25 protein-coding genes and 1 tRNA gene are annotated in these 24143 nt (G+C 63.5%); 22 read left to right on the top strand and 4 right to left on the bottom strand.

Features of this window, described 5'->3' with window-relative positions:
* Positions 1-86 precede the first annotated feature (86 nt).
* A complete protein-coding gene (gene mnmA / locus KRZ98_RS15050; protein ID WP_217674268.1) occupies positions 87-1193 on the top strand; it encodes a tRNA 2-thiouridine(34) synthase MnmA in 1107 nt (368 codons plus the stop codon).
* Positions 1194-1307: 114 nt separating this feature from the next.
* Here the strand turns inward: mnmA and KRZ98_RS15045 are convergent, their stop codons facing one another.
* The gene (locus tag KRZ98_RS15045; protein ID WP_217674267.1) at positions 1308-1604 is read right to left on the bottom strand and encodes a hypothetical protein; all 297 of its coding nucleotides are present in this window, start codon (positions 1602-1604) and stop codon (positions 1308-1310) included.
* 96 nt (positions 1605-1700) lie between these two features.
* Here KRZ98_RS15045 and hisG point away from each other — a divergent pair, with 96 nt between their 5' ends.
* The 10 genes from hisG to KRZ98_RS14995 all read left to right on the top strand — a co-directional run bounded on the left by hisG (position 1701) and on the right by KRZ98_RS14995 (position 14782).
* Positions 1701-2363: an ATP phosphoribosyltransferase gene (gene hisG / locus KRZ98_RS15040; protein ID WP_217674266.1), complete on the top strand. Its 663-nt coding sequence runs from the start codon at positions 1701-1703 to the stop codon at positions 2361-2363.
* Between the two features lie 105 nt (positions 2364-2468).
* On the top strand, positions 2469-3758 hold the full coding sequence (gene hisD, locus KRZ98_RS15035) for a histidinol dehydrogenase (RefSeq protein WP_217674265.1): 1290 nt from the start codon (positions 2469-2471) through the stop codon (positions 3756-3758).
* A gap of 115 nt (positions 3759-3873) precedes the next feature.
* The gene (gene nusB / locus KRZ98_RS15030) at positions 3874-4320 is read left to right on the top strand and encodes a transcription antitermination factor NusB (protein WP_217674264.1); all 447 of its coding nucleotides are present in this window, start codon (positions 3874-3876) and stop codon (positions 4318-4320) included.
* A 92-nt stretch (positions 4321-4412) separates the two neighbouring features.
* Complete coding sequence (gene thiL / locus KRZ98_RS15025) at positions 4413-5327, top strand: thiamine-phosphate kinase (RefSeq protein ID WP_217674263.1); 915 nt, start codon at positions 4413-4415, stop codon at positions 5325-5327.
* 218 nt (positions 5328-5545) lie between these two features.
* Complete coding sequence (locus tag KRZ98_RS15020) at positions 5546-7672, top strand: sodium-translocating pyrophosphatase (RefSeq protein ID WP_217674262.1); 2127 nt, start codon at positions 5546-5548, stop codon at positions 7670-7672.
* A 98-nt stretch (positions 7673-7770) separates the two neighbouring features.
* The gene (locus KRZ98_RS15015) at positions 7771-9729 is read left to right on the top strand and encodes a S9 family peptidase (protein WP_217674261.1); all 1959 of its coding nucleotides are present in this window, start codon (positions 7771-7773) and stop codon (positions 9727-9729) included.
* A gap of 113 nt (positions 9730-9842) precedes the next feature.
* The gene (locus tag KRZ98_RS15010; protein WP_217674260.1) at positions 9843-10523 is read left to right on the top strand and encodes a DUF2490 domain-containing protein; all 681 of its coding nucleotides are present in this window, start codon (positions 9843-9845) and stop codon (positions 10521-10523) included.
* A gap of 367 nt (positions 10524-10890) precedes the next feature.
* A complete protein-coding gene (locus KRZ98_RS15005; protein ID WP_217674259.1) occupies positions 10891-12015 on the top strand; it encodes an 8-amino-7-oxononanoate synthase in 1125 nt (374 codons plus the stop codon).
* Entirely contained in the window at positions 12012-12641 is a 630-nt protein-coding gene (gene bioD, locus KRZ98_RS15000; protein ID WP_217674258.1) for a dethiobiotin synthase, read from the top strand. The genes KRZ98_RS15005 and bioD overlap by 4 nt, the downstream gene beginning before the upstream one ends.
* Positions 12642-12742: 101 nt before the next feature.
* Entirely contained in the window at positions 12743-14782 is a 2040-nt protein-coding gene (locus KRZ98_RS14995) for a M13 family metallopeptidase (protein WP_217674257.1), read from the top strand.
* A gap of 39 nt (positions 14783-14821) precedes the next feature.
* Here KRZ98_RS14995 and KRZ98_RS14990 read toward each other — a convergent pair whose 3' ends face one another.
* The 3 genes from KRZ98_RS14990 to KRZ98_RS14980 are packed head-to-tail and all read right to left on the bottom strand — an operon-like array spanning position 14822 to position 17294.
* Positions 14822-15409, bottom strand: a complete 588-nt coding sequence (locus KRZ98_RS14990; RefSeq protein ID WP_254798457.1) for a hypothetical protein — start codon at positions 15407-15409, stop codon at positions 14822-14824.
* A gap of 11 nt (positions 15410-15420) precedes the next feature.
* Positions 15421-16563: a M48 family metallopeptidase gene (locus KRZ98_RS14985; protein ID WP_217674256.1), complete on the bottom strand. Its 1143-nt coding sequence runs from the start codon at positions 16561-16563 to the stop codon at positions 15421-15423.
* Positions 16560-17294, bottom strand: a complete 735-nt coding sequence (locus KRZ98_RS14980; protein ID WP_217674255.1) for a hypothetical protein — start codon at positions 17292-17294, stop codon at positions 16560-16562. Before KRZ98_RS14980 ends, KRZ98_RS14985 begins: the two co-directional genes overlap by 4 nt.
* Before the next feature lie 87 nt (positions 17295-17381).
* Between KRZ98_RS14980 and KRZ98_RS14975 the strand changes: the two genes are divergently transcribed.
* The 11 genes from KRZ98_RS14975 (at position 17382) to KRZ98_RS14925 (ending at position 24106) form a co-directional block, all read left to right on the top strand.
* Positions 17382-18665, top strand: coding sequence for an adenosylmethionine--8-amino-7-oxononanoate transaminase (locus KRZ98_RS14975; RefSeq protein WP_217674254.1), 1284 nt, complete (start codon positions 17382-17384; stop codon positions 18663-18665).
* A gap of 63 nt (positions 18666-18728) precedes the next feature.
* Positions 18729-18947: a translation initiation factor IF-1 gene (infA, locus tag KRZ98_RS14970; RefSeq protein ID WP_003049127.1), complete on the top strand. Its 219-nt coding sequence runs from the start codon at positions 18729-18731 to the stop codon at positions 18945-18947.
* Between the two features lie 20 nt (positions 18948-18967).
* Entirely contained in the window at positions 18968-19540 is a 573-nt protein-coding gene (locus KRZ98_RS14965) for a nucleoside triphosphate pyrophosphatase (RefSeq protein ID WP_217674253.1), read from the top strand.
* Positions 19541-19548: 8 nt separating this feature from the next.
* Positions 19549-20538 carry a ribonuclease gene (locus tag KRZ98_RS14960; RefSeq protein ID WP_217674252.1) on the top strand — a complete coding sequence of 330 codons (990 nt, stop codon included), beginning with the start codon at positions 19549-19551 and terminating at the stop codon, positions 20536-20538.
* On the top strand, positions 20528-20722 hold the full coding sequence (locus KRZ98_RS14955) for a DNA gyrase inhibitor YacG (protein ID WP_217674251.1): 195 nt from the start codon (positions 20528-20530) through the stop codon (positions 20720-20722). The genes KRZ98_RS14960 and KRZ98_RS14955 overlap by 11 nt, the downstream gene beginning before the upstream one ends.
* Before the next feature lie 48 nt (positions 20723-20770).
* Positions 20771-20846, top strand: a tRNA-Phe gene (locus KRZ98_RS14950).
* A 174-nt stretch (positions 20847-21020) separates the two neighbouring features.
* Entirely contained in the window at positions 21021-22247 is a 1227-nt protein-coding gene (locus tag KRZ98_RS14945; RefSeq protein ID WP_217674250.1) for an integrase arm-type DNA-binding domain-containing protein, read from the top strand.
* A gap of 633 nt (positions 22248-22880) precedes the next feature.
* Complete coding sequence (locus KRZ98_RS14940; RefSeq protein ID WP_254798455.1) at positions 22881-23045, top strand: helix-turn-helix domain-containing protein; 165 nt, start codon at positions 22881-22883, stop codon at positions 23043-23045.
* Between the two features lie 203 nt (positions 23046-23248).
* Positions 23249-23560 carry a hypothetical protein gene (locus KRZ98_RS14935; protein WP_254798453.1) on the top strand — a complete coding sequence of 104 codons (312 nt, stop codon included), beginning with the start codon at positions 23249-23251 and terminating at the stop codon, positions 23558-23560.
* Positions 23560-23751: a hypothetical protein gene (locus KRZ98_RS14930; protein ID WP_217674249.1), complete on the top strand. Its 192-nt coding sequence runs from the start codon at positions 23560-23562 to the stop codon at positions 23749-23751. Before KRZ98_RS14935 ends, KRZ98_RS14930 begins: the two co-directional genes overlap by 1 nt.
* A 163-nt stretch (positions 23752-23914) precedes the next feature.
* A complete protein-coding gene (locus tag KRZ98_RS14925) occupies positions 23915-24106 on the top strand; it encodes a hypothetical protein (protein ID WP_217674248.1) in 192 nt (63 codons plus the stop codon).
* The last annotated feature ends 37 nt before the right edge of the window (positions 24107-24143 follow it).

Here is a 24143-nt window from a genome sequence, read left to right as displayed (position 1 = left end):
TGGATAAGGGTCGGTAAATGGGCGCTCGCTTTGTCGCAAAGCTGAAACACTGGCACCCGACGCCCATCATCCCTATAGGCACAGCCATGCAGCCTGAGTTTCAGCTAACCCAGCCGCTCGATGCGCGGCGCATTGTCGTTGCCATGTCCGGCGGGGTCGATTCCTCCGTCGTCGCCGCGCTTGCCGCCAAAACCGGCGCGGAAGTGATCGGCGTCACGCTCCAGCTTTACGATCATGGCGCGGCTGTCGGCCGCACCGGCAGTTGTTGCGCGGGGCAGGACATACGTGATGCGCGCGCGGTCGCCGACCGCATCGGCATCGCCCATTATGTGTTCGACTATGAAAGCCGCTTCCGCGATTCGGTGATCGCCGACTTTGCCGACGAATATATGGCCGGGCGCACCCCCATCCCCTGCGTCAAATGCAATATGGGGGTGAAATTCACCGACCTGTTCCAGATCGCGCGCGATCTGGGCGCCGACTGCCTGGCCACCGGCCATTATGTTCGCCGGGTCGAAGGCGCGAACGGCGCGGAACTGCACCGCGCCGCCGACCCCGCGCGCGACCAGAGCTATTTCCTGTTCGCCACCACCCAGGCGCAGCTTGATTATCTGCGCTTTCCGCTGGGCGGGTTGCCCAAGCCACAAGTCCGCGAAATTGCTGCGGAACTGGGTCTGGCCGTGGCGTTGAAGCCCGACAGTCAGGACATTTGCTTCGTCCCAGACGGCGATTATGCCAAGATCGTCCGCAAACTGCGCCCCGACGCGGATGAGGGCGGCGACATTGTCCATATCGATGGCCGCACGCTGGGTCGGCACAAGGGGATGATCCATTTCACCGTGGGCCAGCGCAAGGGGCTGGACATTGGCGGCCAGCCTGACCCGCTCTACGTCATAAGGCTGGATGCGGCGGGCAAGCGCGTGATCGTGGGACCAAAGGCGGCGCTGGCGGTATCGGGCGCGACGTTGAGCGACATCAACTGGCTGGGCCGCGACTTTGCCGGGCCACTGACGGCCAAGGTACGATCGATGGCGAAACCTGTGCCCGCGCGGCTCGTGGACGGGCAATTATTGTTCGACGCCCCCGAATATGGCGTCGCGCCGGGACAGGCGGCGGTGCTGTACAATGGCGACCATGTGTTGGGCGGCGGCTGGATCGCCAGTACGCAGAGTGCGATGGTGGAAGTGGCGTAACCTCCACCCACCCCGTCATGCCGGGCCTGACCCGGCATCCCGCTTTTCTTCGTAAGCCACAGAAGAAGCGGGATCCCGGCTTTCGCCGGGATGACGGTTGAAAGATGCCGTTTTTCAGCGGTCCTCTTCGGGAACCGCCTTCCAATGGGCGAATGTCTCGTAGATGTCCGTAGTTGGGAATGTTGGATTGCTCTCAGGCCGACGAGTCAGGTGGAGTTGTGCAAATTTGCCATCTCCCAGCTTGAAAAGAACATCGTCCCGTCTCCAGCGCCGTGCAACTGCCGACGCAGCTACGCCATGCAAGATATGATCTGAACAAATTTCGCGCGACAATTCATTCTCAAGTTCGCTGCGTTCGGTGTCGCTGGTGATTACATACCAATCGCCATCGAGATCATAAATTTCCGTCATGAGGCAAGTTACCGCAAAGCGTAGCATCTGCAACCCGCGCTATCGATCCCCCAAATCCTTGCCCTCCCCCCCGCGCCCGGCTAAGGCCCGCGCGTCATGACTCGCACCCTCACCTTCGCCATTCCCAAGGGCCGCATCCTCGATGAGGCGCTGCCTTTGCTTGCCAAAGCCGGTATCGAGCCGGAGGCGGAGTTTCATGACAAGAAAAGCCGCGCGCTGCGCTTCGCCACCAATCACCCCGACGTGTCGATCATCCGCGTGCGCGCGTTCGACGTGGCCACCTTCGTCGCCCATGGCGCGGCCCAGATCGGCATTGTCGGCTCCGACGTGGTCGAGGAGTTCGACTATTCCGAACTCTACGCGCCCGTGGACCTCGACATCGGTCATTGCCGCCTGTCGGTCGCGCAGCCCGCGGACCTGGCCGACGAGGATGAAGCCGCGATCAGCCATGTCCGCGTCGCCACCAAATATCCCCACCTGACGCGCCGCTATTATGAAGCGCGCGGGCTTCAGGCCGAATGCGTCAAACTGAATGGCGCGATGGAGCTGGCCCCCTCGCTTGGCCTGTCGCGCCGGATCGTTGATCTGGTTTCGTCAGGCGCGACGCTCAAGGCCAATGGCCTGGTCGAAACCGACATCATCATGCAGATCAGCGCCCGCCTGATCGTCAACCGCGCCGCCTTCAAGATGCGCTCGGCCGAACTCGCGCCGATGGTGGAGGCGTTCCGCAAGGCGGTGGGGGTGCGGGATGCGGCTTGAACCCGCTCCGTCATCCCAGCGAATGCTGGGATCCCACTTCCTTTTCCGCGCTTCGGTCGAGAAAAATGAGATCCCAGCCTTCGCTGGGATGACGAGTATAATATAATGACCCAGTGCCTCACCACCACCGCCCCCGATTTCGCCGCCGCCTTCACCACGCTGGTCGATGCGCGCCGCGAAGCCGATGAGGATGTCTCGCGCGACGTCACCGCCATCCTGAAAGCCGTGCGCGCTGGCGGCGACGCGGCGCTGGCCGACTATACGCAGCGCTTCGACCATCATGACCTGAACGTCACCGGATGGGCGGTCACGCCAGCGGAAACCCGCGCCGCACTCGACGGCATTTCCAGCACGCTGCGCGACGCGCTTGAACTCGCCGCCGCGCGGATCACCGCCTATCATGAAAAGCAGCGTCCCGTGGACAGCGACGGCGTGGACAGCGCGGGCGTGCGGCTGGGCGCGCGCTGGAGCGCGGTGGACGCAGCGGGCCTCTATGTGCCGGGCGGTCGCGCCGCCTATCCCAGCTCGCTGCTGATGAACGTCATCCCCGCCAAGGTCGCGGGCGTGCAGCGCATAGCCATGGTCACGCCGACTCCCAATGGGGAGATCAACCCGCTGGTGTTGGCCGCCGCACACATTGCGGGGATCGGGGAAATCTGGCGCGTCGGCGGGGCGCAGGCCGTCGCCGCGCTCGCCTATGGCACGGACCGGATCGCCCCGGTGGACGTCATCACCGGTCCCGGCAACGCCTGGGTCGCTGAAGCCAAGCGCCAGCTTTATGGCGTGGTCGGCATCGACATGGTCGCTGGTCCGTCGGAAATTGTGGTGGTCGCGGACGCAAAGAACGACCCCGACTGGATCGCCGCCGACCTTTTGAGCCAGTCCGAACATGACCCGACCAGCCAGTCGATCCTGTTCACCGATGACGCGGCCTTTGCCGATGCGGTCGAACGCGCGGTCGAGGGTCGGCTTGGCCAGCTCGCCACGGAAAAGGTCGCCCGCGCCAGCTGGGCCGCCAATGGCGCGATCATCATCGTGCGCGATTTTGAAGAGGCGATGCCGCTGGTCAACCGGCTGGCCGCCGAACATCTCGAACTGGCGGTGGATGCTCCCGACGCTTTGTTCGCCAAGGTGCGCCATGCGGGTTCGGTATTCCTGGGCCGCATGACCCCCGAAGCGGTCGGCGATTATGTCGCCGGTCCCAACCACGTCCTGCCCACCGGCCGCCGTGCGCGCTTCTCGTCGGGCCTGTCGGTGCTCGATTTCATGAAGCGCACCAGCTTCCTGAGCCTCGACGATGCCGCGATCCGCGCGATCGGCCCGGCGGCGGTGGCGCTGGCCGAAGCCGAAGGCCTGCCAGCGCACGCGGCGTCAGTATCTCTCCGTTTAACATAAATTCCGTTCGCCCTGAGCGAAGTCGAAGGGCTGGGCAGAGCCGAAGGCGAAGCCGCTTCGCTTCGCTCAGCAGAGGGCTTCGACAAGCTCAGCCCGAACGGCTAAGGAAGACATTATGAACGCACGCTCCAAATCCCGCTCCGCCGCGCGCCTTGCCGCGGTGCAGGCGCTGTATCAGCTCGAAATGGAGGGAACCCCCGTCCATGTCCTGCTGCACGAATTTCATGCCCATCGCCTGGGTGCCACCATCGAGGACGTGACCTACGCCCCGGCGGAGGAGCCGTTTTTCGACGATGTCGTGTCCGGCGTGGACAAGCGCCGCGACGAGATCGACGCGCTGATCGTCGCCCGCTTGTCGAGCGGCTGGAGCCTCGACCGGCTCGACAAGCCGATGCGCCAGATATTGCGCGCAGGCACTTATGAACTGCTGGCCCGCGCGGACATCGCGACCGCGACGATCATCAGCGAATATGTCGACGTCGCCCACGCCTTTTACGACAAGCGCGAATCCGGCTTCGTCAACGGCTTGCTGGATGCGGTGGCCAAGGACGCGCGGGGGTAACGCCCCTCCGTTCGCCCTGAGCTTGTCGAAGGGCTGTTCTTCTTCGATAAGAAGGACAAGGCTTCGACAGGCTCAGCCCGAACGGAAAGAATATGTCCGCCGAATCCCGCTTCCTCACCCTGCTGCGCCTGCTGGCCAACCACCCTGCCGCGCAGGGGTTGATGGATGATGTCGCGGTCCTGCCAATCGGCGATACCCACCTGATCCTCACCAGCGACACGATGGTGGAGGGGGTCCATTATCTCCCCACCGATCCGCCCGCCGACATTGGCTGGAAACTCGCCGCCGTGAACCTGTCGGACCTGGCGGCCAAGGGCGCGCGCCCCATCGGTTGCCTGCTCAACTATGCGCTGTCGGGGGATGAAGGCTGGGACGCCGCCTTTCTCGCCGGGCTGGGCGAGGCGCTCGACCGGCACGGCCTGCCGCTGCTGGGCGGCGATACGGTCAAGATGCCCGACGGTGCCCCACGCAGCTACAGCCTGACCGCCATCGGCGAGGCAAGCGGCCCCATCCCCACGCGATCGGGCGCGGAGCCGGGCGACATGCTCTATATCACTGGCCCGGTGGGGGACGCTGGCATTGGCCTCTCTCTCGCCCGTGCCGATCCCGCCGCGGCAGGCCCGCTGGTCGACGCCTATCGCCGCCCCCGGCCCCGCCTGTCCGAAGGCGCGCTGATCGCCCCGCTGGCCACCGCGATGATGGACCTGTCGGACGGGCTGCTGATCGACGCGCAGCGCATGGCGCAGGCCAGCGACGTCGCCATCACCATCGATCATATCCCGCTCTCCCCCGCGCTGGAAAGCGTGCGCGGGGCCAGCACCGCCGTTCAGATCGCGGCGGCCCAAGCGGGCGACGATTATGAACTGCTCTTCACCCTGCCGCGCGGCACCACGCCCCCGGTGCGCGCCATCCGCATCGGCCATGTCGGCACCGGCGCGGGCCTGACCCTGATGATCGACGGCGCAACCGTGCCATTACCGGCCAGACTTGGCTGGGAACACGGATAGTCCCCCAACCCGCTTGACGCGCGCTGTCGGGCCTGTAGCTTCATCTCACCCTATTCTCAGCCCGGTTGGACCGCTTATGTGCGTGTGCCTGATGCTGATTGACGCGGTGCCAGATGCCGGACCCCACCCGTCCGGCCGCCCGTCGATGCGCCCTTCGTCCGCCCGTCATTCCCTGCGGAGCGGCCGATGAAAGTCATAATTGGGGGAGAGGAACATCCATGCAAATTGTCACCATCGCCATAGGGTGCGGCCTGCTGGCCGTGCTCTACGGCCTGTTCACCAGCCGCCAGGTGCTAAGCGCCCCTGCGGGCAATGCCACCATGCAATCCATCGCGGACGCCATTCAGGAAGGGGCCAAGGCCTATCTCGGCCGCCAATATACCACCATCGCCATTGTCGGCGCGGTCGTCGCGCTGCTGGTATTCTATTTTCTGGGGCTGACTTCGGCGGTCGGCTTTCTGATCGGCGCGATCCTGTCGGGCGCGGCGGGATTCATTGGCATGAACATTTCGGTGCGCGCCAATGTCCGCACCGCCGAAGCCTGTCGCGGCACGCTGCAAAGCGGATTGACCGTCGCTTTCCGGGCGGGCGCGATCACCGGGATGCTCGTGGCAGGCCTGGCCCTGCTCGCGATCAGCCTGTTCTTCTGGTATCTGACCGGCCCGGCTGGCCATGCGCCTGACGACCGGCTCGTCATCGACAGCCTCGTCGCGCTGGCCTTCGGCGCAAGCCTCATCTCCATCTTCGCGCGTCTGGGCGGCGGCATCTTCACCAAGGCGGCTGACGTCGGCGCGGATCTGGTGGGCAAGGTCGAGGCCGGAATACCGGAGGATGACCCGCGCAACCCCGCCGTCATCGCCGACAATGTCGGCGACAATGTCGGCGATTGCGCAGGCATGGCCGCCGACCTGTTTGAAACCTATGTTGTCACCGTCGGCGCAACCATGGTGCTGATCGCGCTGCTGGTTGCTGGGGTCGACAACGCCTTCAAGATGAACCTGATGTCGCTCCCGCTGATCGTGGGCGGCGTGTGCATCATCACCTCCATCATCGGCACCTATTTCGTCCGGCTGGGGGCCAGCCAGTCGATCATGGGCGCGCTCTACAAGGGCTTCTGGGTCACAGCGATCCTGTCCATCCCCGCCATCTATTATGTCACCTGGCGCACGCTGGGCGACATGCACGCCGTGTTCGGCGCGGATCTGGACGGGGTCGGCGGCTATACCGGCATGGACCTGTTCTGGTCGATGATGGTCGGCCTGGCCGTCACCGGGCTGCTGGTCGTCATCACGGAATATTATACCGGCACCAATTACCGCCCGGTCCGCTCCATCGCCAAGGCATCGGAAACCGGCCACGGCACCAACGTCATTCAGGGGCTGGCCGTCAGCCTGGAATCGACCGCTTTGCCCACATTGGTGATCGTCGCAGGCATCATTGTCGCGCACCAGTTGGCGGGCCTCATCGGCATCGCCTTTGCCGCCACCGCCATGCTGGCGCTGGCCGGAATGGTCGTGGCGCTCGACGCCTATGGCCCGGTTACCGACAATGCGGGCGGGATCGCCGAAATGGCGCATCTGGACGACAGCGTCCGGGTCAAGACCGACGCATTGGACGCGGTCGGCAACACGACCAAGGCGGTGACGAAGGGCTATGCCATCGGCTCGGCGGGCCTGGCCGCGCTGGTGCTGTTTGGCGCCTATACGGAGGATCTGAAATTTTACAATTCGGCGCTGGGCCTGACCGCCCCGGTCGATTTCAGCCTCTCCAACCCCTATGTCATCGTCGGGCTGCTGCTGGGTGCTTTGCTTCCCTATCTGTTCGGGGCGATGGGCATGACCGCCGTGGGCCGTGCCGCCGGTGACGTGGTGAAGGACGTCCGCGCGCAATTTGCGGAAAATAAGGGCATCATGGACGGCACCAGCAAGCCCGACTATGCCCGCACGGTCGATCTGGTGACGAAGGCGGCGATCAAGGAAATGATCATCCCCTCGCTCCTGCCCGTCCTGGCACCCATCATCGTCTATTTCATCATCGCCGCCGTCGCGGGCGTCTCCAACGGCTTTGCCGCCTTGGGCGCGCTGCTGCTGGGCGTCATCGTGTCGGGCCTGTTCGTTGCGATCTCCATGACCAGTGGCGGCGGCGCATGGGACAATGCGAAGAAATATATCGAGGATGGCAACCATGGCGGCAAGGGCAGCGAAGCCCACAAAGCCGCCGTCACCGGCGACACGGTGGGTGATCCCTACAAGGACACCGCCGGGCCAGCGGTCAACCCGATGATCAAGATCACCAACATCGTTGCGCTGCTGCTGCTGGCCGCGCTGGCGCATGGGGGGATGTAGGCTCCACAACGGACTGAAACGATAACAAAAAAATCGTGACGAAGCGCCAACCCCGCCCTATTTCCCAGGGCGGGGTTGATGGTTTTCTGGGGGTAGGAATGAAGGCAGTTTTTGCATGGTTTGTCGGCACCGCCCTGCCTTTCGCCGCGATGGCGCAAACCGATGCCACCGTTGCACCGGCCCCGCCTGCTCAACCCGCCTATACGTTAAAGGATTTCGCCGCCCTGCCGCTGATGAACACGCCGGCCCTGTCGCCCAACGGACGGCATGTCGCCAGCCGTGTTGCGATCGGCGGAGTACAACGGCTCGTCATCGCCGACATATTTGAAGGGAGTGACGGTCTGCGCTCCATAGGGCTGGGCGAAAACGACCTGAACTGGTGGCAATGGGTCAATGACGACTGGCTGATAGCCGGCGTCGGCACCGAAACCAATGTGCAGGGGATGCCATGGTATATCAGCCGTGTCGCCAGCATAAAGCGCGACGGCAGCAAGGTAAATTTGCTGGCAAAAAAAGTCGCCGCGCAAAATGCCGACGATGTCATCTGGATTGCCCGCGACGAAACGCCGCGCATCATGCTTTCATACCAAAGCTCGATATATTCCAACGATCCGGGCTTCTGGCCCAGCGTCGATGAAATCGACGTCAGCACCGGACGGATGCACAGTGTCGTCTCACCAAAGCCCCATGTCGGGCGTTGGTTTACCGACGCGACCGGCACTGTTCGGATGGGCGTGGGCTATAATGATGCCACTCGGACAGCGACGCTGCTCTATCGCCCGGACCGAAAAGCCTCTTTCCGCACGATTGATCGCGCCGATCGCCGTCGTGACGAATCGCTTGTCTCGCCGCTGCTCTTTACCGCTGATCCGAACAAGGCGATTGCAGAGGATGATCGGGAAGGCACCGATGCTCTCTACGAACTGGACCTCGCCACGCTGGAACTGGGGAAAAAGATTTTTTCCGTTCCGGGCTTTGATATAGGCAGCATATCGGCCGACAGCAGCGGGATGGCGCTCGCCGGGGTCGGCTATACCGCAGACGCGCCGTCGGTCCATTGGTTCGACGCCACGCTGGCCAAGATTCAGGCGGATCTGGACAAGGCGGTTCCTGATCGGCGCGCGCGTATCATATCGCTCAGCCGCGACCGGCAAAGGATGATCGTCCATGTCGGCTCTGCCGATCAGCCAGGTGCCTATTATTATTATGATACCAACGCTGGCGCGATGAGCCTCTTGTCCAAGGTCAGCGACCGGTTCAGCACGAAGGCACATCTCGGTCCGGTCAAGACCATTCGCTACAAGGCGCGCGATGGGCTGGAGATCGCTGCCGTCCTGACCCTCCCTGTCGGTTCGACGGCAAAAGGCTTGCCGCTCATCCTGATGCCCCATGGCGGCCCCTTCGCCCGCGACAGCGAGGATTGGGACTGGTGGGTGCAATTCCTGGCGTGGCGCGGCTATGCCGTCCTGCAACCCAATTATCGCGGGTCGTCGGGCTATGGCACCGCCTTTGCGGAAAAGGGTGAAGGACAATGGGGCCTGGCCATGCAGGACGACCTGAATGATGCGGTTGACTGGGCGGTCGAACAAGGGATTGCCGACCCCAAGCGCGTCTGCATGGTGGGGGCGTCCTATGGCGGCTATGCCGCGATGCGCGCGGCCCAGCGTGACCCGGCGAAATATCGCTGCGCCATCTCCTATGCTGGCGTATCGGACCTGGCAGCGATGATGCGCTATGACAGTCGCTTCCTCAACCATGGCACGCGCAAGGCCTGGCTGAAGGAACAGGCGCCCGATTTCGTGGCGGTATCGCCGGTCCATTTCGCCGCGCAATTTGTGACGCCGATCCTGCTGATGCACGGCAAGAAAGACCGTCGCGTGCAGGTCAACCAATCACGCGAGATGGCGGAAAAGCTGAAGGCCGCAGGCAAGGTCCAGGGACGCGACTATATCTATGTCGAACAACCGCTGGCCGATCATCATTTTTCCCGCGAGGCGGATCGGGTGGAATTTCTCGAACAGATGGACGCATTTCTCAAGGCCCATAATCCGGCATGATAGGCCCTAATGGCAATGATTAGTCACAAAAAAGAAACATTTTAGTCACTGTAACGTCACGCAATGTTCATAGAGGCGCCGCACCGCCACACTGGCGGCGGAGACGATGATCCATGCGCCTGCCTTTTGCCCTGCTGCCCCTTCTCGCCGTGCTGGCGCTGCCGACGACAGCCCGTGCCAGCGAGGATGAGCAGCTCTGGACCACCGCCAATGCGACAGTGAAGCTGGGCGACAAATGGCGGCTGTCGCAGGAAGTCGTCGCCCGCTTCAGTGACGATCGCAAAGGGTTGTATGAGATCGAGTCCAACACGCTGATCGGCTACAAGCTGAGCAAGCAGGTCACGCTCTGGGCCGGTTACACCCATGACCCGCAATATGCAGGGGGCGACTTCACCGTCATGGAGCATCGCGGCCGCCAGCAGATCACCGCCGACAATATCCTGAAAATCGGTCGCGGGTCGCTCAGCGCGCGGATGCGGATCGAGGAGCGATGGCGCGACGGGGTGGACGGCACCGCCTATCGCCTGCGCCCCTATGTGAAATTCGTCCTGCCCTTTCAGGAGGGCGGCAAGACCGCGCTGGTGCTGAGCCATGAGAGCTTTTTCGATCTGAACAAGACCAATTTCCAGCGGGTGCAGGGCGAAGAGCGGATGCGCAACCTGATCGCCATCTCCACGCCGCTGGCCAAAAATGTGAACATGGAAATCGGCTATCTCCACCAGCACGGCTTCCGCCCTGGTGCCGACGACAGTAACGACCATGTGGCGTCGCTGTCGCTGGGCTTTGCGTTCTGAAAACCGGTAAGCGCAGGGCTGTCGCATATAGAACATTCCCATATTTTACTACGTCATGCTGAACTTGTTTCAGCATCCATCGTGCCGCAAAAGCCGCCGCTCGCGACGAGAAATGGATGCTGCAATAAATTCAGCATGACGGTGTGGGGATAACGGAAAGTCATATGCGATGGCCCTGCGGTCAGGCCAACCTCACCCTGTCCTACATCCCCCCATCCTGCTACAATTCCGCCCGCTCCGCTCTTTCCCATCGTCCGTCCCGCCCCTGCCATTGCACCGGGGGCCGCGCACAGTTTCGCCTGAAATGTGCATATATGAACATGGGCGAAGTTTGCGAAGTTCCGCCCCCGCGCCTATAGCCCCGGCCATGACTGCCGAACCCTTTGCCAGACAGCTGGCCGCGCTGGAATCGCGCGGCCGGTTGCGCCGCCTGATCCCACGGTCGGGCCGCGATTTTGCCTCCAACGACTATCTGGGCCTGTCAGGCGATCCGATCATTGCGGGCGCTGTCGCCGACGCGATCGGGCGCGGCGTGCCGGTCGGGTCGGGCGGATCGCGCCTCCTGCGCGGCAATGCGCCCGAACATGAAGGGCTGGAGGCGAAGGCCGCCGATTTCTTCCGCACTCAGGCTGCTTTGTTCGTCGCCAATGGCTATGTCGGCAACCTCGCCCTGTTCGCCACCCTGCCCCAGCGCGGCGACCTGATCGTCGCCGATGAACTGATCCATGCCAGCGCTCATGACGGCATCCGCATGAGCAAGGCCGCCGCCGTGTTCGCCCGCCACAACGACGTGCAGAGCTTCGCCGATCTGATCGCCGCCTTCCGCGCCGAAGGGGGCAAGGGCCGCATCTGGATCGCGGCCGAAACCCTCTATTCGATGGACGGCGACATCGCCTCGCTCACCGATCTCGCCCGCCTCGCGGCAAAGCATCACGGGATGCTGATCCTGGACGAAGCCCATGGCACCGGCGTGTTCGGTCCGGGCGGGCGCGGGCTTTCAGCCGGGCTTGATGGCCTGCACAATGTCATCACCCTGCACACCTGCGGCAAGGCGATGGGGGTCGAAGGCGCGCTGATCTGCGGCCAGCGCATCCATATCGACTATCTCATCAACCGCGCCCGCGCCTTCATCTTTTCCACCGCGCCCTCGCCACTGATGGCGGTCGCCGTCTCCGCCGCGCTCGACCGGATCGAGGAGGCGGGCGACCTGCGTGACCGGCTGACGACTTTGCGGCAGGACGCGGCCGAATCTATCTGCGGCCCGCTCGGCCTGCCCGCCCCGCGCAGCCAGATCGTGCCGGTCATATTGGGCGAGGACAGCCGCACCATGGCCGTCGCCGCCGACTTGCAGGAGGCAGGCTTCGACGTGCGCGGCATCCGCCCGCCCACCGTCCCGCCCGGCACTAGCCGACTGCGCATCTCGCTCACCCTCAACGTCAGCCGCGCCGACATCGCCGCGCTGGGCCGCGAGCTGCAACGGATCGTCAAATGACCATCCTCGTCGTCACCGGCACAGACACTGGCATCGGTAAGACAGTGTTCGCCGCTGGCCTGGCCGCGGCACTGCGCGCTTATTACTGGAAGCCGATCCAGGCGGGCATCGATCCTGACGGCGACAAGGAGGAGGTCGCCCGCCTTTCCGGCCTGCCCGCCAGCCATATCCTGCCCGAAGCCTATCGCCTGACCACCCCCGCCTCCCCCCATCTCGCCGCGCGGATCGACGGGGTGGAAATTTCTCTCGACCGGCTGGCGCTGCCACAGGTCGATGGCCCGCTGGTAGTGGAGGGCGCGGGCGGCGTGCTGGTGCCGGTCAGCGAGACGCTGCTGATGGCCGACCTGTTCGCCCATTGGGGTCAGCCGGTCATACTGTGCGCCCGCACCGCGCTCGGCACGATCAACCACAGCCTGCTCAGCATCGAAGCCCTGCGCGCCCGCAATGTGCCGATCGCAGGCATCGCCTTCATCGGCGAACGCCATGAAGAGAATGAGCGGATCATCCCGCAACTGGCCAATATTCCCAGTCTTGGCCGCCTGCCTTTGCTCGATCCTCTCCATCCCGCCACGCTGGCCGCCGCCTTTGCCACGCATATCCGGCTTTCCGATCCTTTCAACGGCTGATAATATTCGACCAACGACATGGACAGGATAGTTGGACAGGCGTTCAAGTCCCGTCATGCAGGGTGCGGTTCGCCGCGCCCACTCAAGCAAGGGATGCTTTGATGAACCACCTCCTCCTGCGCGCTGCCGCCTCCGCGCTCGCGCTGACCGCCGCCATCGCGCACGCGCAACAGCCTGCTACCCCGACCGCTACCGCACCTGCCAAGCCGACCTATGGCAGCTATGGCTTCGACGCCGCAGGCATGGACCCGTCGGTGAAGGTCGGCGATGATTTCTACCTCCATGCCAACGGCACATGGGCGAAAAACACGCCCATCCCCGCCGACAAGTCCAACTATGGCGCGTTCAACACGCTCGACGAACTGTCGCGCACCCGCACCCGCGCGATCCTGGACGCGGCCAAGGGCGACGCCAACAGCAAGATCGGCGCGGCCTATGCCAGCTATCTCGATACCGCTGCGGTCGAGGCGAAGGGGCTGGCCCCAATCAAGCCCTGGCTGGCCGAGATCAAGGGCGTGAAGGACAAGGCCAGCTACGCGCTTGTCGCTGCCAAGGCCGCCCGCACCGGAATCAGTGGCCCGTTCCGCTTCTATGTCGGGCAGGATGACAAAGACCCCGAAACCTATATCCTCTCCATGAGCCAGAGCGGTCTAGGCCTGCCCGACCGCGACTTTTATCTGGATGAAAAGCCGGAAATGGCCAAGATCCGCGCCGCCTATGTCGCGCATCTGGAGACCATGCTGACGCTGGCGGGCGAAAGCGATGCCAAGGCCCGCGCCGCCGCGCTGATGGCGTTCGAGACGGAAATTGCCAAAGTCCACTGGACCCAGATTGACAGCCGCGACGCCGACAAGACCTATAACAAGCTGACGCTGGCCGCGCTGCAAAAGGCCGCGCCCGGCTTCGACTTCGCCGCCTATTTCAAGGCCAACGGCCTGACCCCCACCGACCTGCTCGTCGCCCAGCCGTCGGCGATCACCGGGGAAGCCGCGCTGATCGCCAGCGCGCCGATCGGCGTGCTGAAGGACGCATTGCTGCTGCGCAGCCTGCACGCCTATGCCGACAAGCTGCCCGACAGCATCGCCAACGCCGATTTCGCCTTTTACGGCACCACCCTGTCCGGCACGCCGGAGCGCGAGGCACGGTGGAAGCGGGGCGTTGATTTCCTCAAAGATTCGCTCGGCGAGGAAGTCGGCAAGGCCTATGTCGCGCAATATTTCCCGCCCGAAACCAAGGCGGCGATGGACGTTCTGGTCAAGAATGTGATTGCCGCCATGGGTCGCCGCATCGACGGCCTGCCGTGGATGAGCGACACCGCCAAGGCGCGCGCGCACAAGAAGCTGGCCGCTTTCACCCCAAAAATCGGTTATCCCGACAAATGGCGCGACTATGCGGGCCTGACCATCCGGCGCGACGACCTGCTGGGCAATGCGATGCGCGCCAGCCAGTTTGATTTCGACTATAATATCGGCAAGCTGGGCAAGCCCATCTATCGCTGGGAATGGGGCATGACCCCGATGGAGATCAACGCTTACGCCAATTTCGGCATGGTCGAGATCGTCTTTCCCGCCGCCATCCTGCAACCGCCCTTCTTTGATCCCCATGCCGATCCGGCGGTCAATTATGGCGGTATCGGCGCGGTGATCGGCCATGAACTGAGCCATCATTTCGACGATCAGGGCGCGAAATATGACGAGACCGGCAAGCTCAACCAATGGTGGACCGATGCCGACGTCGCCAATTTCAAGGGACTGACCGACAAGCTGGTCAAGCAATATGACGCCTATGAACCCTTCCCCGGCGCGCATGTGAAGGGCGCCTTCACCCTGGGCGAGAATATCGGCGACCTGGGTGGCCTCGCGGTGGCGCTCGACGCCTATCATGCCTCGCTGGGTGGCAAGCCCGCGCCGGTGATCGACGGCATGACCGGCGACCAGCGCTTTTTCCTGGGCTGGACGCAGGTATGGCGGCGCAATTATCGCGAGGCGAACCTGCGCCAGCGCTTGGTGACCGATCCGCACGCCCCGTCGCAATATCGCGCCGACATCGTGCGCAATTTCGACGCCTGGTACGACGCCTTCAAACCCGCGCCCGACGGCAAGCTTAGCCTGAAGCCGAACGAGCGGGTGAAGATCTGGTAAGGGACAAAACGGGGCGCGTTGCGGGACGCGCCCCTTAACTTACAGCGCGGCGCTGTCCGCGATCTGGCGGAAGGCTGTCAGGTCACGCTCGAAATAATAGAGCGCAGGCGCTTCATAGGTGGTCATGTAGAGCAGCCCGCCAATCATCGCCGCACGCGCCTCGCCCAGCCGCCGGACTTCGCTATCGGGCCGCGTATAGCTGTAGGTGAAGCGCACCCCCGCCGCGCCCGCAAAGCGCGCCGGTTCGACACTGTCGATGCTCATCAGCGGCGTATTGAGTGCGATCCGGTAGCTGCTTTCCAACAAGGCCGGGATGTCGGTGATCAGCATCGTCCCCGATACTTTGGGCAACGGCCGATTACGCTTGTCCACCTCGCGAAACAGCGTGCGACCGTCGGGAATGCCGCCATAGAAGGTGATCTCATTCAGGCCATCGCCATCCAGCGTCCAGCTTTCCGAATTACGCCCCGGCCGCGCGCCCAGCTTGTTCCATTCGCTCGCGGGCGTCACGGCCAGCGCCGATTTCGCCACGAGAATCTTGGCCCCCGGCGCGATCAGGCTGTTACCCGCCTGCACCGGCGACGCGGCCACCAGCAGCGCGACCGTCGCGCCCATCATCCTGATCATCCCCATCCCCTTCATTGTCCGACCAGCGCCCCGATCATCGCAGCATCGGGCGCACCCGGCTTGGCGTCTAGATAGCGCCGCAACGCCGCCTTGCCCGCTTCCAGTTGCTGGCTCCGCAGCAGCGACAGGCCCAACCCGCGCTGCGCTTCCGCCCCAGCAAAACCGCCGTCGATCGCTTGCTGATAAAATTGCGCCGCGCTCGCCAGATCGCGCGGATTACCCCGCTGGCGATAGAGTTCGGCACGGGCATAGAGCAGGTCCGGCGTCCAGCCATCCGCCGCCAGTTGCGCCAGCAGATAATCGGTGCCGCCAAAATCGTTGAGCTTGATCTGATCGGTCAGAAAGTCCGCTATGAACGGAGCCAGCGCCGCGCGATAGGCCGCTGCGGCCGGATCACCGGGATCATTCGCCTTGGCCGCCGCGTCGCGCAAATAGGTGGCGCGGGTCAGTTCGGTCGGGTGGCTGGCGAAGAAACCGGCACTGTAGCGATGCGTCTTGACCTTGCGCTTGCGCCCGGCGGCGGTCGCGTCCGCCTCCGCCATCAGCCGTTCCCAGACCGGCGTAGCGCTAGCGGCGGGGTAAGGTGACTGCGCCAGATAGGCAAGGCCAAGCAGGTCGGCTTCGGTTTCCTGCCCGCGACTGAATGAATAGAAGCCGCCGATCACGCTGGTCGCCATCGACGAATAGAGCGTGGGTGACAGCAAGGCCGTCCAGGTCAATAAATCACCCAGACCCCGCGCCCGCTTGAACCCTTCCAGCGTATGGCGTTGCTCGAAATGGCCAAATTCATGGCCCAGCACCGCGCCCAGTTCCGCCTCATTGCGCACACGCAGCAACAGGCCAGACCAGACTGTCATCATCCCGTTTGGATACATGGTGGCGTTGAAGATAGGCAAACGCTGGATATAAAGCCGGGTCGACTGGCAACGGTCCTGCCCCACTGTCCGGCACAATATCCCCCGCACATAGGCGTTGAGCGCCGGGTCGCGCAGGACGAAGGGCGAATCGCGCATCTGCCGTTCGGCTTCGTCCGCCTGCATCCACATGCCGCGCTCATCCACGCCGGTCGGTTCATAGGCGGGCGTATAGGGCGGAAGTGGCGCAGCGGCGGTCAGCGCAAAAGCTATTCCCGACAGGACGGCAAGCCGCTTCATTGCCCTGCCGCTGACGCGACGGGTCGCCCCGGAAAGCCCTCGAACAACTGCGCGACCCGTTTTTGCGCGCCTTCTTCGGTCCGCACATCACCACCCATTTGCAGGTCCGCGTTCAGCCACACCAGATCGCCGGTCTTGATATCGACCAGTCCGGCGAAACCCTTATGCACGCCCGATGTTATGCCAACACCGCCCAGGGCCGCCAGCAGTTGCACAGCTTTCCGGCCAGCAGATCCAAACTGATCGTCTGTCGTCACGAACAATGCATAGTCGGCCCCCTTCAGCCCCGGCAGGCTGGCAACGCCCGGTCCCAGCGTCCAGCTGAACTGGCCCTTGCGCTTCTTGGTGGGCAGGCGGTTGCCGGGGAAGAATTGATAGACGATCACGCTGTCTGCCAACGTCGTGAACAATGCCTGATATTCAGCCAGCGCGCTGGCGTCCGCGCCGACAGGCTCGACCAGATCGACGACGCTGTTGCCCAACTGCCCCTGCACCGACCCGATCGCGCGGCCCAGCATATCGCGCGCCTGAAGCGTCCAGTCCGCGTTCGGCTCGAACATGCCGCCGGTCGATTGTTCGCCGACCCGGATCGACGGACGCATCAGCACGATCCGTGCCGTGCCGGGGGTCAGGGTAAAGCCGGGCTTGTTGCCGGTCTTTTCCTGCGCCGCCGTCGGCAAAGCCGTCGCCAGCAACGCGACCGTCACCAAGCTCTTGAAAAATCCCCGCATGTGCCCCCCGGCTTGACTCCCCTTGGCGGAATCATGGCGGTTTCAGCCTTGCCTTGTCAATTGCCGCCAACCCGATAAAGCCGCCCCATGACCTCCCCCGTCTGGCACCCTTTCACCCAGCATGGCCTGAACGAGCCGATCCCCCATGTCGTGCGCGCGGAGGGGGCGTTGCTGCATCTGGCTGATGGGAACACGCTGATCGACGGGATTTCCAGCTGGTGGGTGACGACGCATGGCCATTGTCATCCGCGCATCGCCGCCGCCATTGCGCAGCAGGCGGTGCAGCTCGATCAGCTGATCTTTGCCGGTTACACCCATGAACCGGCCGAAACGGTGGCGCGCGGGCTGATCGAGATCGCGCCCCATGCGCCGGACTGCGACACGCTTGCCCACGTCTTTTTCTCCGACAGCGGATCGACGGCGGTAGAGGTCGCGCTCAAAATGGCGCTGGGTTACTGGCATAATCTGGCACTCGACGGGCTGGCGGAGCCACGCAGCCGCATCCTCGTGCTGGAACATGGCTATCATGGTGACACGATCGGCACGATGTCGGTGGGCGAGCGCGGCGTCTATAATGCCGCCTGGTCGCCGCTCTTGTTCGATGTCGGCACTATCCCCTTCCCCGCGCCGGGGCGGGAGCAGGCCTGCCTCGACGCGCTGGACGCCGCCTGTCGCGAGAAACCTGCTGCCTTCATCGTCGAGCCGCTGATCCTGGGCGCGGGCGGGATGCTGCTCTATCCGCCGCATGTGCTGCGCGAGATGGCGGCGATCTGCCGACGCCATGACGTGCTGTTCATCGCCGACGAAGTGATGACCGGCTGGGGCCGCACCGGCACGCTGTTCGCCTGCGAGCAGGCGGGCGTTGTGCCGGACATCATGGCCGTGGCCAAAGGGATCACCGGCGGCGCGATCCCGCTGGCCGCAACGCTGGCGACGGCGCGCATTTTCGAGGCGCACCGATCGACCGATCGCGCCCGGCTCTTCTACCATTCGTCCAGCTACACCGCCAACGCCATCGCCTGCGCCGCAGCGGTCGCGAATCTCGCCATCTGGCGCGAAGAGGATGTGCGCGGGCGAATCGCCGCATTGGCCGATGGGATTGCAACGCGACTCGCAACACTGGCGCAGCACCCCGCCTTCGCCCATCCGCGCCAGCTGGGCACGATCGCGGCGATCGACATCGTCACGCCAGACGCAGGCTATCTGTCCGATCTCGCGCCGCGGCTGCGCGCCTTCTTCCTGCAACACGGCCTCTTGCTGCGGCCATTGGGCAACACCATCTATCTGATGCCGCCGTATTGCATCGACGCGCAGCAGCTTGATTGCGTCTTTGCCGCGCTCGTCGCAGCGGGCGATCATTTCAGCGCATGAAGCCGCCTTTCATTTTGGATGAATTGGCGCTATGGCGGCGCGATTTTTTGAATTCGGGATATTATGGCCAAAGAAGAACTGCTTGAAATGCGCGGACAGGTTGTGGAGCTTCTCCCCAACGCCATGTTCCGCGTCCGGCTTGAGAATGATCATGAGATCCTCGGCCATACCGCTGGTAAAATGCGCAAGAATCGCATCCGCGTCCTCGTGGGGGACGAGGTGCTGGTCGAACTGACGCCCTACGACCTGACCAAGGGTCGGATCACTTACCGCTTCAAATAAGCCACCGGGTGTCAGGCCCGATGCGGCTCATTCTTGCTTCCGCTTCCCCCCGGCGCCTGGCGCTGCTGGGACAGATCGGCGTTGCGCCCGATGCCGTGGACCCGGCCGATTGCGATGAGACCCCGCGTAAGGGCGAATTGCCGTCCGTCTATGCCGCGCGGGTCGCGGCGGACAAGGCGGCGATCGTCGCGGCGCGCCATCCGGGCGCACTGATCCTGTCGGGCGATACGGTCGTCGCGGCGGGTCGGCGTATATTGCCCAAGGCGGAGAGGGAGGAGGAAGCGCGCACCTGCCTCACTTTGCTGTCGGGGCGGCGGCATCGCGTGCTGAGCGCGATCACGCTGATCGACGCCGCAGGCAAGGCGCGGCATCGCCTGTCCACCAATATCGTCACCTTCAAGCCGCTGGAGCGAAGCGAGATCGACCGCTATATGGCCAGCGACGAATGGCGGGGCAAGGCGGGTGGCTATGCCATACAGGGGCGGGCCGCAGGCCTGATCCGCGCAATTCAGGGCAGCCACAGCGCAATCATGGGCCTGCCGCTTTATGAAACCCGCACGCTGTTGAAGGCGGCGGGCTATGCAATCGATTAGGAACTGACATGGCCGAATGGCTTTATGAAGAAGGCATTGGCGAGGCCCGCGCCGCGCTGGTGGAAAAAGGCCGCCTGGTCGAGGCGCTGATCGAGCGCGAGACCGGCGGCGTGCGCGCAGGTGCCGTTGCGCAGGGTCGCCTGACCCAGACGCTGATCCCCAAGAAGCGCGGCGTCGTGCGGTTGATCAGCCAGGAAGAAGTGCTGATCGAGCCGCTGCCGCCACGCACGTCCGAAGGATCGACCGTGCTGGTCGAAATATTGCGCGAAGCGATTCCCGAAGAGGGTCGCCCCAAGCGCGCCAAGGGCCGCATCGCCCAGCCGGGCAGCAAGCCCCATGCCGGGCCAAGCCTGCTGCAACGGCTGCGCGCCACCGGTACCCCGGTCGTCCCCTGCCCCGCGCATGAGGAGGATCGGCTGGAGGCGGTCGGCTGGACCGAATTGATGGAAGAGGCGATCAGCGGCGATGTCGGCACCGAAGCCGCGGCTCTGCGCCTTTATGTCACGCCCGCCATGCTGCTGATCGACGTGGACGGATCGCTGCCGCCTGCGCAGTTGGGGCCGAAGGGTGCCAAGATCGCGGCGCAAACGATTCGCCGCATGGGGCTGTCGGGATCGATCGGCATTGATCTTCCGACGATGAACAACAAGGATGAGCGGATGATCGCGGCGGCGCAGATCGACAAATATCTGCCGCTTCCCTTCGAGCGCACTGCGGTCAACGGCTTCGGCTTCCTCCAGATCATCCGCAAGCGCGAGCGGGCCAACCTCATCGAACTGCTGCGCGCCGATCCGGTCGAAACGGCAGCGCTGGCGCTGCTGCGCCGGGCGGAGCGGCACGGCAATGGTGGCCCGGCGACGCTGACGGCCGCACCCGCGATCATCGACCTGCTCTATCGCAAGAGCGACTGGATCGAACAACTGGCCAAGCGGCGCGGCGGGGCCATCACCCTGACGGCCGACGCGACGCTGGCGCTGGGGGCGGGCCATGTCGCCTAAAGCGGCTGCCTGCCCGGTCTGTCGCCAGCCCGCAAAGCCGGAAACCCGCCCCTTTTGCAGCCCCGCCTGCCGCGACCGCGACCTGTTGCAATGGCTGGGCGAGGGCTATCGCGTACCCGGTCCGCCAGCGGAAGAAGGGATGCAAAAAAGCAGCGATTATGGGCTAGACAGCGACGCAGATTGACGACTATAGGCACGCTTCCATCGGGCGGAGCCATCCGCAGTTGGCTGTGCCTGGATAGCTCAGTTGGTAGAGCAAGCGATTGAAAATCGCTGTGTCGGCGGTTCGAATCCGTCTCCGGGCACCACATTCCCCTTCGCCATCATTCGCTGACGGGTTTACAAACCCAGCAAATCAGCCATATTCAGCGGCGGCTCCTTCGCTGGCATTCGCTGTTATTCGCTGACAGCCGGAGATTTTGGGGGCCAGATTGGGGTCCACTTTCTGCGTGGCCCCTGGCGACATGGAAATGGCCCCCACGATGGCGTTGACCGACACGGCAATCAAAAATGCCAAGCCCAAGGATAAGCCCTATAAAATGGGTGACGCCGGTGGGCTTTTTTTGTTGGTCCAGCCGAGCGGCGGAAAGCTCTGGCGGCTCAAATACCGTGTCGATGGCAAGGAGAAAAAGCTGGGTCTGGGCACCTATCCCGAAGTCAGTCTTGGGGATGCACGCAAGGGCCGCGACAAGGCCCGTGAGCTGATCGCCATAGGCAAAGACCCCGGTGTCGAGAAGGTGCGGAAGAAGGTTCAGGATCGCATCTCCGCCGATAACACCTTTGCCACGGTCGCCGCTGAGTTCATCAACAAGCGGACCAAGGAAGGCTGGGCGGAAAACACGCTGGCCAAAGCCGAATATCTGCTGGGCAACCTGAGCCCCGCGATCGGACGGATGCCAGTGGCCGAGATTATGCCAGCCGATCTGATACCTGTTCTCAAGCGGGTTGAGGGCAAGGGCAATCTGGAAACAGCGCGACGGATGCTCCAATTCGCCAGCCAGGTCTTTCGTTATGCGGTCGCCACGACTCGGCTGACATCTGACCCCACCCGCGATCTCAAGGGCGCGCTGATCGCGCCGAAGCCCAAACACCATGGCGCGATCATCGACCCGGTGAAGGTGGGCGAACTGCTGCGCGCGATCGATGGCTACGATGGCAACCATGTCACCCTCTATGCCTTGAAGCTCTCGCCGCATGTTTTCGTGCGCCCCGGTGAATTACGTTCGGCCATGTGGAAGGAGATCGACATTGAGGGCGCTGTTTGGACGATCCCGGCCGAAAAGATGAAGATGCGCAAGCCGCATCACGTACCCCTCTCCCGCCAGGCGCTCGCCCTATTGAACGAGTTGCACGAATTGACTGGCGGCAGGCTCGGGCTGGTTTTCCCATCGATCCGTTCCACCGCCCGTCCCATGTCGGAAAATACCGTCAACGCGGCGCTCCGGCGGCTAGGCTTCACCGGCGACGAGATGACTGCGCACGGTTTCCGCGCCATGGCATCAACCCTGCTCAATGAGAGCGGGAAATGGCATTCGGACGCCATTGAGCGGGCATTGGCGCATCAGGACAGCGATAATGTCCGCGCCGCATACCATCGCGGCGCACACTGGAAAGAGCGAGTCGAGATGGCGCAATGGTGGTCGGATCATCTCGACCAGTTGCGCGCCGGTGCGGCGATCTTGAACTTCCCGACGAAGGGGCGTGGGTGAATGACGAGACCACGGGGGACAGTCCAAATACGGCTTGCCCAGCACAGAGCGTTCGCTGTTGCAGGGCTCTTGCGGCGTGCGGTCTTGCAGGAGCCTACAGCGCTAGGTCGCGCAGGTCTCACTGATGAACAGGTCTCTCTACAAATGTCGGCTCGCTACCAACGACTGCACGCCTTGGCCGCTGCATTGGAGCCGGCTTCTAAGGGGCGACCACGTACTGTCGTCTCCCTCTACAGCCTATCTCGTGAGTGCATTGAGGAAATGCAACGCTCTATCCCCGTGCTAACGACGCCCGCACACCTGAAACCAGTGGTGAAGAAGATCGTACTTCTTACGCGCCGAAAGAAGGGCCCTCCAAAATACAATGGATCAGCGCTTGCGCGTCATATTGCAGGGCATAGAGGCAGCGACGAGCGCCATGTGCGTCGCCTCCGGGCACGGTTGAAAATCGAAAAATTAAGCGAAGCGCTGGTCTGTTTAGGGACCGATGCCCCCCTCACAAGGCGGTACTTGCCGATCGTGGTATCTACCATTCGATTTTAGCCTTTTTCTTCACCCTCAATTAAATTCTGAACTCCGCCCACGTTCGTCCTCATTCGCGAATGACCGCCATTCGCTGCCACGGAGGACGAGATGGAACCTTTAACTCTCACCATCGACGACGCCAAGAAAGTGACCGGCCTCGGTCACACCAAGATCTATGAGTTGATCGGCCAAGGGAAACTGGACACGGTCAAGATCGGCCGTCGCACCTTGGTAAAAACTGCCAGTATTCGCGCACTGCTGGAAGCGGCGTGATCGATCATGTTCACAGCAGCAGGGGCTGTCGCCCGTAAGACGCGGAAGGGCCGGACCGCCACAGTCCAACCCTCCACGAATTTGCTCATCAGCAGCGGTGTAGAGGATAGCATTGCCGCCGTCCGCCTTCAACGGCTGATGCCTCTTGGTCTGATTGGTCCACGCGCTGATCTCATTTCCAGCCTGATCTGGGGAGAGCCCGCATGATGCACGATCACGACTATCCATCTGTCCCCGGCCACCGTGGGGTCGACACCAGCGCGGCGGCTGCGGCGTCCCTCACTTCTTCGCTCAGCTATCTTCAGGCGAAGGTGCTTCGTGCCATTGCAGACGCAGCGTCTCGCGGCCTTACAACTAACGAACTGGCCGACGCACTGCGCATTGATCGTGGTTCCGTTCAGCCGCGCACGTCGGAGCTTCGGGCCAAGGGTCGCATCCGGGATTCTCGCCAGCGTCGCCTGAATGCGAACGGCAAGAAGGCGATCGTCTGGGTTGTCGTGGGGGAGGTGCGCTGATGTTCGCCACCCATCGCGAAGCCGCCATGGCCGTGATCGTCAGCGGCGCAAACCTTCGCCCGAAGGAAGGCCAATTCCTGGGCGGGATCGCCTTCGACCTTAACCCGCTGACCGAGAAGCAGGATGAGTGGCTTCGCATCCTGCTGGACAAGCACGGCCTGCCCCCTCTCGCTGAACGAGGTGCGGCATGACTGCGCGCATCTTGGACCAATCTCATTGGCGTGCTGCGCGCGAGCGTCGTGCAGCCCGTGAGCGCGCCATTCTGCGCGAACTCTACGCCGGGCCTGTCCAATTCACGCGACCCTCGCTCGACGACATCCTGGGCCCTGCCTTTGACCCGACTGGCGGTGCAGCATGACGGAAGATCGCACTATCACCATCGGCGCGTGCGTGTTTGGCGGACGCTATGTCGTCACGTTCGAACCGCGGTCGATCGCGTGGCCCAGCCTGGAATTCCGCACCTTTGGCGAGGCTAGGGCGTGTGCAGATGCTCGCCATGCTGCCCATGGCTGGCCGGTCATTGATAAAACGGAGGGGTCGGAATGATGGTCACAAACTCCTTCCCCCAGCATCGCGTGGCAAG

This window comes from Sphingobium sp. AS12 (assembly GCF_019097845.1).
Classification (GTDB): Bacteria; Pseudomonadota; Alphaproteobacteria; order Sphingomonadales; family Sphingomonadaceae; genus Sphingobium.
This window is presented reverse-complemented; position numbering and strand designations above follow the sequence as displayed.

What these genes read in the sequence shown, in the direction of transcription:
- mnmA (WP_217674268.1), top strand. Translation starts at nt 87, where the DNA reads ATGCAGCCTGAGTTTCAGCTAACCCAGCCGCTCGATGCGCGGCGCATT.
- KRZ98_RS15045 (WP_217674267.1), bottom strand. Translation starts at nt 1,604, where the DNA reads ATGACGGAAATTTATGATCTCGATGGCGATTGGTATGTAATCACCAGC.
- hisG (WP_217674266.1), top strand. Translation starts at nt 1,701, where the DNA reads ATGACTCGCACCCTCACCTTCGCCATTCCCAAGGGCCGCATCCTCGAT.
- hisD (WP_217674265.1), top strand. Translation starts at nt 2,469, where the DNA reads ATGACCCAGTGCCTCACCACCACCGCCCCCGATTTCGCCGCCGCCTTC.
- nusB (WP_217674264.1), top strand. Translation starts at nt 3,874, where the DNA reads ATGAACGCACGCTCCAAATCCCGCTCCGCCGCGCGCCTTGCCGCGGTG.
- thiL (WP_217674263.1), top strand. Translation starts at nt 4,413, where the DNA reads ATGTCCGCCGAATCCCGCTTCCTCACCCTGCTGCGCCTGCTGGCCAAC.
- KRZ98_RS15020 (WP_217674262.1), top strand. Translation starts at nt 5,546, where the DNA reads ATGCAAATTGTCACCATCGCCATAGGGTGCGGCCTGCTGGCCGTGCTC.
- KRZ98_RS15015 (WP_217674261.1), top strand. Translation starts at nt 7,771, where the DNA reads ATGAAGGCAGTTTTTGCATGGTTTGTCGGCACCGCCCTGCCTTTCGCC.
- KRZ98_RS15010 (WP_217674260.1), top strand. Translation starts at nt 9,843, where the DNA reads ATGCGCCTGCCTTTTGCCCTGCTGCCCCTTCTCGCCGTGCTGGCGCTG.
- KRZ98_RS15005 (WP_217674259.1), top strand. Translation starts at nt 10,891, where the DNA reads ATGACTGCCGAACCCTTTGCCAGACAGCTGGCCGCGCTGGAATCGCGC.
- bioD (WP_217674258.1), top strand. Translation starts at nt 12,012, where the DNA reads ATGACCATCCTCGTCGTCACCGGCACAGACACTGGCATCGGTAAGACA.
- KRZ98_RS14995 (WP_217674257.1), top strand. Translation starts at nt 12,743, where the DNA reads ATGAACCACCTCCTCCTGCGCGCTGCCGCCTCCGCGCTCGCGCTGACC.
- KRZ98_RS14990 (WP_254798457.1), bottom strand. Translation starts at nt 15,409, where the DNA reads ATGATCAGGATGATGGGCGCGACGGTCGCGCTGCTGGTGGCCGCGTCG.
- KRZ98_RS14985 (WP_217674256.1), bottom strand. Translation starts at nt 16,563, where the DNA reads ATGAAGCGGCTTGCCGTCCTGTCGGGAATAGCTTTTGCGCTGACCGCC.
- KRZ98_RS14980 (WP_217674255.1), bottom strand. Translation starts at nt 17,294, where the DNA reads ATGCGGGGATTTTTCAAGAGCTTGGTGACGGTCGCGTTGCTGGCGACG.
- KRZ98_RS14975 (WP_217674254.1), top strand. Translation starts at nt 17,382, where the DNA reads ATGACCTCCCCCGTCTGGCACCCTTTCACCCAGCATGGCCTGAACGAG.
- infA (WP_003049127.1), top strand. Translation starts at nt 18,729, where the DNA reads ATGGCCAAAGAAGAACTGCTTGAAATGCGCGGACAGGTTGTGGAGCTT.
- KRZ98_RS14965 (WP_217674253.1), top strand. Translation starts at nt 18,968, where the DNA reads ATGCGGCTCATTCTTGCTTCCGCTTCCCCCCGGCGCCTGGCGCTGCTG.
- KRZ98_RS14960 (WP_217674252.1), top strand. Translation starts at nt 19,549, where the DNA reads ATGGCCGAATGGCTTTATGAAGAAGGCATTGGCGAGGCCCGCGCCGCG.
- KRZ98_RS14955 (WP_217674251.1), top strand. Translation starts at nt 20,528, where the DNA reads ATGTCGCCTAAAGCGGCTGCCTGCCCGGTCTGTCGCCAGCCCGCAAAG.
- KRZ98_RS14945 (WP_217674250.1), top strand. Translation starts at nt 21,021, where the DNA reads ATGGCGTTGACCGACACGGCAATCAAAAATGCCAAGCCCAAGGATAAG.
- KRZ98_RS14940 (WP_254798455.1), top strand. Translation starts at nt 22,881, where the DNA reads ATGGAACCTTTAACTCTCACCATCGACGACGCCAAGAAAGTGACCGGC.
- KRZ98_RS14935 (WP_254798453.1), top strand. Translation starts at nt 23,249, where the DNA reads ATGATGCACGATCACGACTATCCATCTGTCCCCGGCCACCGTGGGGTC.
- KRZ98_RS14930 (WP_217674249.1), top strand. Translation starts at nt 23,560, where the DNA reads ATGTTCGCCACCCATCGCGAAGCCGCCATGGCCGTGATCGTCAGCGGC.
- KRZ98_RS14925 (WP_217674248.1), top strand. Translation starts at nt 23,915, where the DNA reads ATGACGGAAGATCGCACTATCACCATCGGCGCGTGCGTGTTTGGCGGA.